General features: G+C 44.6%; 8 protein-coding genes. 1 reads left to right on the plus strand and 7 read right to left on the minus strand.

What is annotated here, in order from left to right; translation table 11 throughout:
* Positions 1-287 precede the first annotated feature (287 nt).
* Complete coding sequence (locus BCT81_RS22790; protein ID WP_004740184.1) at positions 288-680, minus strand: hypothetical protein; 393 nt, start codon at positions 678-680, stop codon at positions 288-290.
* Between the two features lie 220 nt (positions 681-900).
* Here BCT81_RS22790 and BCT81_RS22795 point away from each other — a divergent pair, with 220 nt between their 5' ends.
* Positions 901-1701, plus strand: coding sequence for a DUF2982 domain-containing protein (locus BCT81_RS22795; RefSeq protein ID WP_102425949.1), 801 nt, complete (start codon positions 901-903; stop codon positions 1699-1701).
* Positions 1702-1819: 118 nt separating this feature from the next.
* On the opposite strand, the gene BCT81_RS22800 is transcribed toward BCT81_RS22795, so the two are convergent.
* The 6 genes from BCT81_RS22800 to BCT81_RS22825 form a co-directional block, all read right to left on the minus strand.
* Positions 1820-2473: an MBL fold metallo-hydrolase gene (locus BCT81_RS22800; protein WP_004740188.1), complete on the minus strand. Its 654-nt coding sequence runs from the start codon at positions 2471-2473 to the stop codon at positions 1820-1822.
* A gap of 100 nt (positions 2474-2573) precedes the next feature.
* On the minus strand, positions 2574-3122 hold the full coding sequence (locus BCT81_RS22805; protein WP_102425950.1) for a YcbK family protein: 549 nt from the start codon (positions 3120-3122) through the stop codon (positions 2574-2576).
* Positions 3123-3321: 199 nt separating this feature from the next.
* Positions 3322-4860, minus strand: a complete 1539-nt coding sequence (locus tag BCT81_RS22810) for a L,D-transpeptidase family protein (protein ID WP_102425951.1) — start codon at positions 4858-4860, stop codon at positions 3322-3324.
* A gap of 81 nt (positions 4861-4941) precedes the next feature.
* Positions 4942-6027: a DUF1513 domain-containing protein gene (locus BCT81_RS22815; protein ID WP_029405353.1), complete on the minus strand. Its 1086-nt coding sequence runs from the start codon at positions 6025-6027 to the stop codon at positions 4942-4944.
* On the minus strand, positions 6017-7078 hold the full coding sequence (locus BCT81_RS22820; RefSeq protein ID WP_102425952.1) for an imelysin family protein: 1062 nt from the start codon (positions 7076-7078) through the stop codon (positions 6017-6019). Before BCT81_RS22820 ends, BCT81_RS22815 begins: the two co-directional genes overlap by 11 nt.
* Positions 7079-7238: 160 nt before the next feature.
* A partial coding sequence (locus BCT81_RS22825; protein ID WP_102425953.1) for a di-heme oxidoredictase family protein occupies positions 7239-8317 on the minus strand: 1079 nt, incomplete at its 5' end.

Genomic DNA, 8317 nt, shown 5'->3' on the forward strand with positions numbered 1-8317 from the left:
GATAAATACCTAAGTAGTTACAATGTACCCGTATTAACAATTGATTCCCATTTCGTGATGAAGCTCTAGTCGTTGCTGCATTTTAGGGAGAGTCATCCGCATTTATCGGTTGATCCGCCCTACTTTAGTGCTCGCTGATAAGAAACAAAATTGGAAGTTATCGTGAATAAGTTAAGAGGATATTTAGAGTGGGAAAAGTAAAGGAGTTATTCAGCACCTTTCAGATACAAAAAAGCCTCGATAATCGAGGCTTAAAAACTTAACGAAGCGAATATCATCCCGTGGGATTAGATAGCTTTGTAGATAACCTTGTTACCTGCTAGCTGCTCTTTCGCTACTAGGTTTTCTTCAAGAAGTTTTTTCAATGCGCCTGTTGCCCATGAAGCTGCTTTCGCGTCTTCTTGACCAGCTGCTAGGCCGATACCTTTAGGGTTAATGCCTTCAGCATTGCTAACAACGATGTCTAGAACTTGTTGTTGCTTAGGAGTCAGTGCTACTGCAACTTCTTTAGTTGCTGCTACTGTTTTCTCTACCGCTGGTTTTGCTGCTACAGTTTTTTCTGCTACAACTTTCTCTGCGACAGGCTTCGCTTTTTTCGGCGTTGCCACTGCTTTAACTACAGCCGCTTTAGTGCGTTTCTGCAGTTTAGCCTGCACCTTACGCTTATGAGCAAGTCTCATTGAATATTTCTCCAGTTCACTGCTCTTTTCGCAGTGGTGAAAATTTGAAGCGCGATTTATACCAAAAAACAGGAGCTATTTGTAGAGTGAAGCGTCGAAAGTCGACGAAAAATACCGATATTGTCTACTAGCGTCTATTATTTAAACATCGACTTATCAATTCAGGGTCATATACACTGGTTATCCATCCAGACAAAAATATGAAAACTTGGTGTTGCCTATGGACACTCGTCATCTCACTAATTTCTCTTTGCCTTCGTTCACTCGCTCATACCGTATTCTAGCTGTTATTTTAGGCTTTATTTGCTTCATCATTGCACTTTATAGCGACAATCCAAAGTTACTGATCGTAGGCGCTTTTTGCATTATTACGTTGCTTGGAACAGGCTATTATTTAATGCTACGTAGCAGAGTGATGTTCACACTCACACCAACACATTTTCAGCAGCATTTTTATAAGGGCGGGTGGGTTTTAAAATGGAGTAATATCCAAAAAATCGGCTTGTGTACTTATGAACAAGATGGATGGCATCAACCTCTTCCTTGGATCGGTATTAAGGTCAAAGATTACTCACCCTACTTGGATTCCATCTGCCCTAAAATCACCTGCGAACTACTGCTCAGCCAGCGTGCACTTTTGTATTTAGGTGCCAAACAAGCAGGGAAAGAATCGAAGTTTGAAGACATGGTTCTCGACTCTTCGCATTACCACGCCCGCTGTACTGAAGCTGGCTGTGTAGAGCTAAGTAAATTGAAAGAATCAGAAAACACTGAAGAGAGCTATTTTAGTAACAGCCAAACACAAGCTACATCTGAACCCTCTAAAACGTCAAATGACGAGAAAGCCGTCATCAAAAATTACTCTGGACTACAGGCGATGCTCGCTAACAGAATGAAATATCAAAGAGGTTTTCACGGCTACGATATTTTTATATCAACCAATGACCTAAATATTAGTGGGGAAGAGTTTGTGGGCCTTGCTAGGCGCTACCTAGCCGCTGCCGAACGTATTTCTAATTAACACTCAAAGCTATAGAAGTGAATGTTCACGCTAACCCGCAATGAACCATAAAAAAAGCTTAGCTTTCAGAAGAAAAGCTAAGCTTCATTTTCAATCGTTTTGGTATTCAATAACTGACTTAGTACAGAGGCATCTCATCTGCTACGAACGGGTTTGAAGCGCGCTCACGACCGAATGTCGATTCAGGTCCGTGACCCGGAACGAAAGTTACATCGCTGCCTAGTGGCCAAAGCTTGGTCTTGATTGATGTGATAAGCGTGTTGAAATCGCCTTGCGGGAAGTCAGTACGACCAATGGCACCGTTAAACAACACATCACCAACAAACGCTAAACGAGCTTGCTCGCTAAACAGTACCACGTGGCCGGGTGTGTGGCCCGGAGTATGAATCACATCGATAACTTGGTTACCAAACGTTACTTTGTCACCCTCTTCTAACCAAGTGTTTGGTTCAAACGCTTTACACAGTGGGAAACCGAACATTTGGCTTTGATTCTCTAGGCCTTGTAGCCAGAAGTTATCTGCCTTATGTGGGCCAACAATCTCTACCTTCAGCATCTCAGAAAGTGGCACCGTACCCCCCACATGATCTAAGTGACCATGAGTCAGCACCAAGTTCACTACCTTAACGCCCAGCTCTTCGATGATTGCAGCTAGCTGTTGAATGTCACCACCTGGATCAACAACGATACCTTCCATGGTTTCATCACACCATACAATCGAGCAGTTTTGAGCGAAAGAGGTAACAGGTACAACTTGATACTTAAGAGACATATACAAACCTTAGAGGGCAAACTGAAATTTGGGCAAACTATGACATTGGATGTCTACTTTGACAAGTACCTACCGCTTTGCTCACCCATTGAGTCTTGCTCTACCAAGTTCGCACAGGGCCAGTATCAATGTGAATGAAATTGCTGCGAGCATAGTAACCAACACCACCCGCTTGTAGGCTTCTTGCTACGTCTCTCAACTCTTTCAAATCAACACCATCGATACGGAAATCGATCGCTTTACCAAGCATGTGGTAGCTCTTTTTAGCAACACCACTCGACTTAGAGCGTAATGCTTCGTTGGTTGCTGGAGAGCGGTAGCCAGAGATGATCTGAACTTCTTTTTGAATGCCTAAGATATTTTGAATCTGAGTGATTTGATCAAAAAGGTTCTTATCCATTGGGTATATTTCGTTACGGCGGAAGTCACGACATAGTTTGCTAAGGCGCGCCATCTCATCACCAACATAGTTAGTGCCATCGAAATAGCAGCTCTCTAACCTTTCACCAGTGTGGAGGTTGTTCATGCTAATCGTTCTTGGTTGATCAGGGTATGAAGCAAAGGCAATAGAAGGAGTAAGTGAGGCAACAACAGCAGTACCACCAGCGTAAGTCAGGAACTGACGGCGTGAAAATAAACTTTGAGACATACAGCAAGAAAACCCAATTAGATCGAACAAAAAACGCACGATACATAATGGGGATTGCTGCGTCAACGCACAAAAAACGTGCAAAACGTTAGTATTTGTAACCTTTGCACGGTTAGTTATTGATACTCATTACAATTTTATCAATAGAAGGTTAGTTGTCATTTTTTGGTCAAGATCACCATTCTATGCATATCTGTCATTAGCCACCCTGTTTATCGTATTGATAAATGTCGCCACGGTACTGTATGCCCTCTTCTTCAAACAACACGGTTTGGTAAATAATGTGTACCGGAATTCGCTTCTTGAGTCGAACCTTTGTATTGGGAGCAAGTTCATCATCCTGATTGGGTACTTTCTTTACCTTAGTCGCAAATAACAACTCAGCGAGTTCCTCGGCATGCTCAACACGAATGCAACCTGAGCTATAGGCGCGGAAGTCATCGTTAAACAAGCTTTTACTTGGGGTGTCATGGAGATAGATGGCTCGCTTGTTGGGTGTATTGAACTTGTACAAACCTAATGCATTGCTAGAGCCTGCTTGTTGGCGCATTCGATAAGGGAAAGAGTTGAAGTTGATTGTCTGCCAATCAATCTTGGTAGTGTCGACGGTTTCCATCGAACGCCAACCATCGATCACTTGAAAATTGTGTGTTTCAAGATAGCTCTCGTCGGCTTTTACTTTAGGCAAGATATCTTTAACCATGATTTTCCATGGCACGTTCCAAGTCGGGTTTAAGATAACCGAATCAAGTTTTATCTCTAAGAGTGGCGTTTTTCTCGATTTTCTTCCAACCACGACTTTAGACTCGAAAACCTCTTCCCCGCCTTCCCAGTACTTCATATCAAAACTAGGTACATTCACCACAATCAGTGAGTCTCGATTTCTTGGCCATAAACGGGCACGCTCGGCGTTCAATGCTAGGGAAGTGAGTCGATCATCAAAGCCCATATTGATCCACTTGATCGTGTCTGGTCCGATAATCCCATCCGCGGTAATCCCATGCATACGCTGAAAGGCTTTGGTCGCGATTTGCAAGTCTCGATCAAACCGAGGGGAGTCGACAGCGATCATTGAAGTATCTACGCCAACCAATGCAATGCGCTCGACCAGTGTTGCTTTATCTGAAAGCTTATCTCCCAAGCGTTTTAGGCCTTTCTGGTGGTAACGTTCAATACCAAGCTCAGATGCCGTGTTTAAAACAGAATAGGTTGCTTTGAATTGGTCAAAATCGCCAACCGGTGGCGCGTAAGACAACACCATCTCCAATAAGTAATCATTGGCGACGCTGCTTTTAAGTCTCATAACAATATGAGGTGAAGGCGCGGGCAATTTAGAGTGCAGCTGCCCAGAGAAATACCACTCCTTACCTATGATTGGCGCATTCTCAACGTAGCTCAAATAATAGATGAAGGTGTCAGTCAGTAGTATGTCTAACTCTTGCCACTGCTGACGAGATTGGTATTGGCGAATCTGTTTAAGCTGTCGCTCAAAAAGCGGGGCCATCTTCGCTTGTTCAATCAGCGATAACTGGAATTCAAACGCCTTGACCAGCTCGGGAGAGTCCCACAAAAATGGAAATGAGGTATCTTGGTAAATGCTCTGGGTAAGTTCAGGGTATATCAGCATGAAAGAGAGCTCTGAATCTGCCGGAATAAACCGACGCTCTTCAGAACTCGTATAGCTCCATGTACTTACGGAAACTAGTACTAATAAACCAAAGAAGTATCTCGCTAACATGCCTTACTCCATCACCACTAATCCCATAAGTATGGCAAAGAAATTGGAGTAAGCATGTTAATTTTTAAGACAGTATATGCATCAAATTGACGACCAGTGATTGTCCCACTGGACGGATGATTGCTGGCTTGATTTCTCATAAGGCTTACGTTGGCTAACCACACTACCCGCCCCAGAACTCAACCTAAATTCACCATCAAGTAGCACAGCACCAGAAGCATCAGATAATGCCGATAATTCCACTAACTCTTTGGTTTGTTTAGACCAAATACCGTAGCAATTGCCTCGTGGTGAGGTGGCGATAATCCAATCATCTGACGCGGCAATACTTGCAATGTAGTGATTAAATCGTGCCCATTGCTCTGGCTCTGCATTCAAGGATTCGAACTCACCGCCTTTAGTATGCATCGCTAAAAGTGAAGGATATTCATCGGGTTCGCCGCGATATTGCTGGCCACAAAGTACTGTCTCTGCCCCATCATGCGCTAAGTGTCGAATGCTTAACTTCTTATCCAGCAATTCAACCTGTTCAAGCAGCTCACCTTGCGATGAAACATAGCTCAAACTAGGCTGCATGGAATCCAAGTTTTTCGGTGTTCGACCATCAGTGTGTACACCGCCAACGCCGATAGCAAGATTACCATCAGGCATGATAATCACTTCGTGAGGGCCAATACCAAAACCGGTGAATTCTTCGACCTTACGGTATCCTTGCGCAACATCATAGACGCCAATCACGCCCTGGCTTGTGTCCGTTTTCCCTTCAGTCGCATACAGTAGAGTACCGTCTAACGAGTAAACGCCGTGACCATAGAAGTGACGGTTGTTACCCTTCACTACCATTTTTATCTGCTCACCACTTTTGTAGTCAAACACCATAAAGTAGTCACCAGGGCGACGAGCAAACACCACCGCATGGGATGACGTTGGACAAATGGCGACACCATGACCGCGCTCAGGGATAGGTAGCTGGTTCAGTGGCATGCCATATTCATCAGCAACAACCGCGGAATACTGACCTCGACCATTAAGTGCGCAGCCAATCAACTGAGGTTTGCTCGATGCTTTTTCACCTGAACGGCTAGCACATCCGAACGGCAGCACTGGTACAGCAGCACAACCCAGTGCTGCTTTCAGTAAGGTTCTTCGTGTAGTATCAGTCACCATCGGTAGCATTAAATCCTATTACCACGCCAAGTTCTATCGCCACTTCTTCATGAATCAGGTACTTCAAACGCTCAAGTTTGTTGTACTGAGTCAGCACCTCGCGGTAACCCTCTTTACTCTGTAATAACTCAAACAAGCTTGAATCAGTAGGCCAGGTATCTAGCGTCAATGTGAACTGGTCAGCAACACGATCTGCAAGTGCGTTTAAGCCCTTCTCTCTCAATAATCCGTCTAGGCCATTGCCATCAGCAATGTACAGATTCTGAAGTGCCGCTACATTGGCTTTGAGTTGAGTCATCGAGGTTTGTGCACGCCATGATTCTGAGAAATAAGGGCGCGGGTGACCAATTTTTGCCATCGGACGGCTCAGCTTTTTCATGCTGTAATCAAGTTGGTTGGTCAGTAGTGCGATGTATTCCGACTCCCAACGCATCTCGTCCAAGGCTAGCCATGGGTTAACTTGCCAAGCTTCAGCAATTGAAGCTGATTTCATTGCCAAGTTTTGTGCAATTGCTTGTGAAGACAAACAGCCCGATGCTTTATCTTTAATCAGTGGCGATTGCTCGTCATAAAGTGACCATTCCAACGCGCCTAAACCTTGAACTGTCACGCTTTGTTGCGCGATTTCGTCTTGTGTCCAGGCTTTGTTCTGTTGCGTCAACTGACGCATCTTAAGACCCGTCGTGTTCTTTTTGTCTGGCCAGAACTGAACATTCCAGCTCTCTTCTAATGCCGCCGTTGGACCACGTTCTTGTCCTTGCAGCGCCATCCAACTGTTCATGGTGAGCTGCCACTGATTTTTAACTGCATCTAACTCGACGTTATTTGCTTCACAGTAACCTTGCATCAAGGCTTCTAATTCGCTCGATTGCTTAGCGAATAGTACTGCTGAATCAAACTCCTGTTGATACACACTACGACTAATATGACTTGTCGTGTCGGCTTGATAAGACACACCGTTAACCTCAGACGAAGCAACTTGCTCCCCTGATGATTGACAGCCTGCCATGGCTAAAACCGACAAAGGCATTAACAATAATTTTTGAGCCATGCTGTTACCTTACTTCCTAATTTTTCTTTTAATTATATGAGTTCATCAAATATGAAAACGACCGCTGAGCTCGTATTTCTACAAGTTCAGCGGCAGTCAGTCATTTATTCGCTACTTGTTTCGCTCATCAAGCCTCTGGCTCAAATGAGTTCAAGTTAGCTTATAGTGAATCTAAGAACACCAGCAGTGCTTCACGTTCGCTACGACTTAGTGACAACACTTTCTGTTTCGCTATCTCAGCTTCACCACCGTGCCATAGCACAGCTTCCATCACGTTTCTTGCTCGACCATCATGCAGCAAGAAGGTGTGGCCATTCACTTCTTTTGTATACCCTAAACCCCACAATGGTGTGGTTCGCCACTCACGTCCATTCGCTAGATACTCTGGACGATTATCCGCTAGGCCTTCACCCATATCATGCAGCAGCATATCGGTATAAGGGCTGATTAACTGGTTAGAGAGTGCAGGTAAACCGTCGCGCTTAGCGGTACGAATCTCAGCTTGGTGACAGCTTTGGCAACCAATCTCTTTGAACAGTTTCTTGCCTTGAACAACAGCAGGATCATCAACATTTCGACGAATTGGAACCGCTAAGTGCTGAGAGTAAAACTCAACAAAGTCGAGAATATTATCGCTGACTTCTGGCTCACCACCATTAGGGAAATCATCACAGGTTGACTGTGCTGATGTGCAGTTTTCGTTCGGGAACAAGCTACTTGTTAAACCTAAATCACCATTAAATGCCGCTGCGTTTTGCTGCATTAGGTTTGGTTGCCCTGCTTTCCAACCAAATCGACCCAACGCCATCTCGTTAGTTTGAACGTCAAGAACGTAATTGGCTTTGCCTGTTACACCTTGGTTGTCCGCTGCTTGCTGCTTCGCGAAGCCAAGAATCGTATCTTGTGGAATGCTCTCGAGCAAACCTAGGCCGATCATTGGTGGCGCAACACGAGCTGAGAATTCAGTTTTAGGATGCATCTCACCGAACGCAAGCTCAGTAATTTTTAAAATCGGTTTACGCAGAATAACGACCGTGCCGTCTTTGAAGGTAACAGGTACATCCGTGTAGCTAATGTTTACTTTACCCTCTGGTTTTACCCCTTGAAGCGCAAAGTCTTGTAGCTGACCACCGTAAGTTGGCTCTGGTATGCCGCCATCTCGGATAAAGGCTTGTCTTTGCTCAGGTGTTTCGGCCGGAATGCTTAAGCGAACTAGCATAGATACTGCGTTCTCATCGC

It is taken from the genome of Vibrio sp. 10N.261.52.A1, assembly GCF_002876325.1.
Lineage (GTDB): Bacteria > Pseudomonadota > Gammaproteobacteria > Enterobacterales > Vibrionaceae > Vibrio > Vibrio chagasii.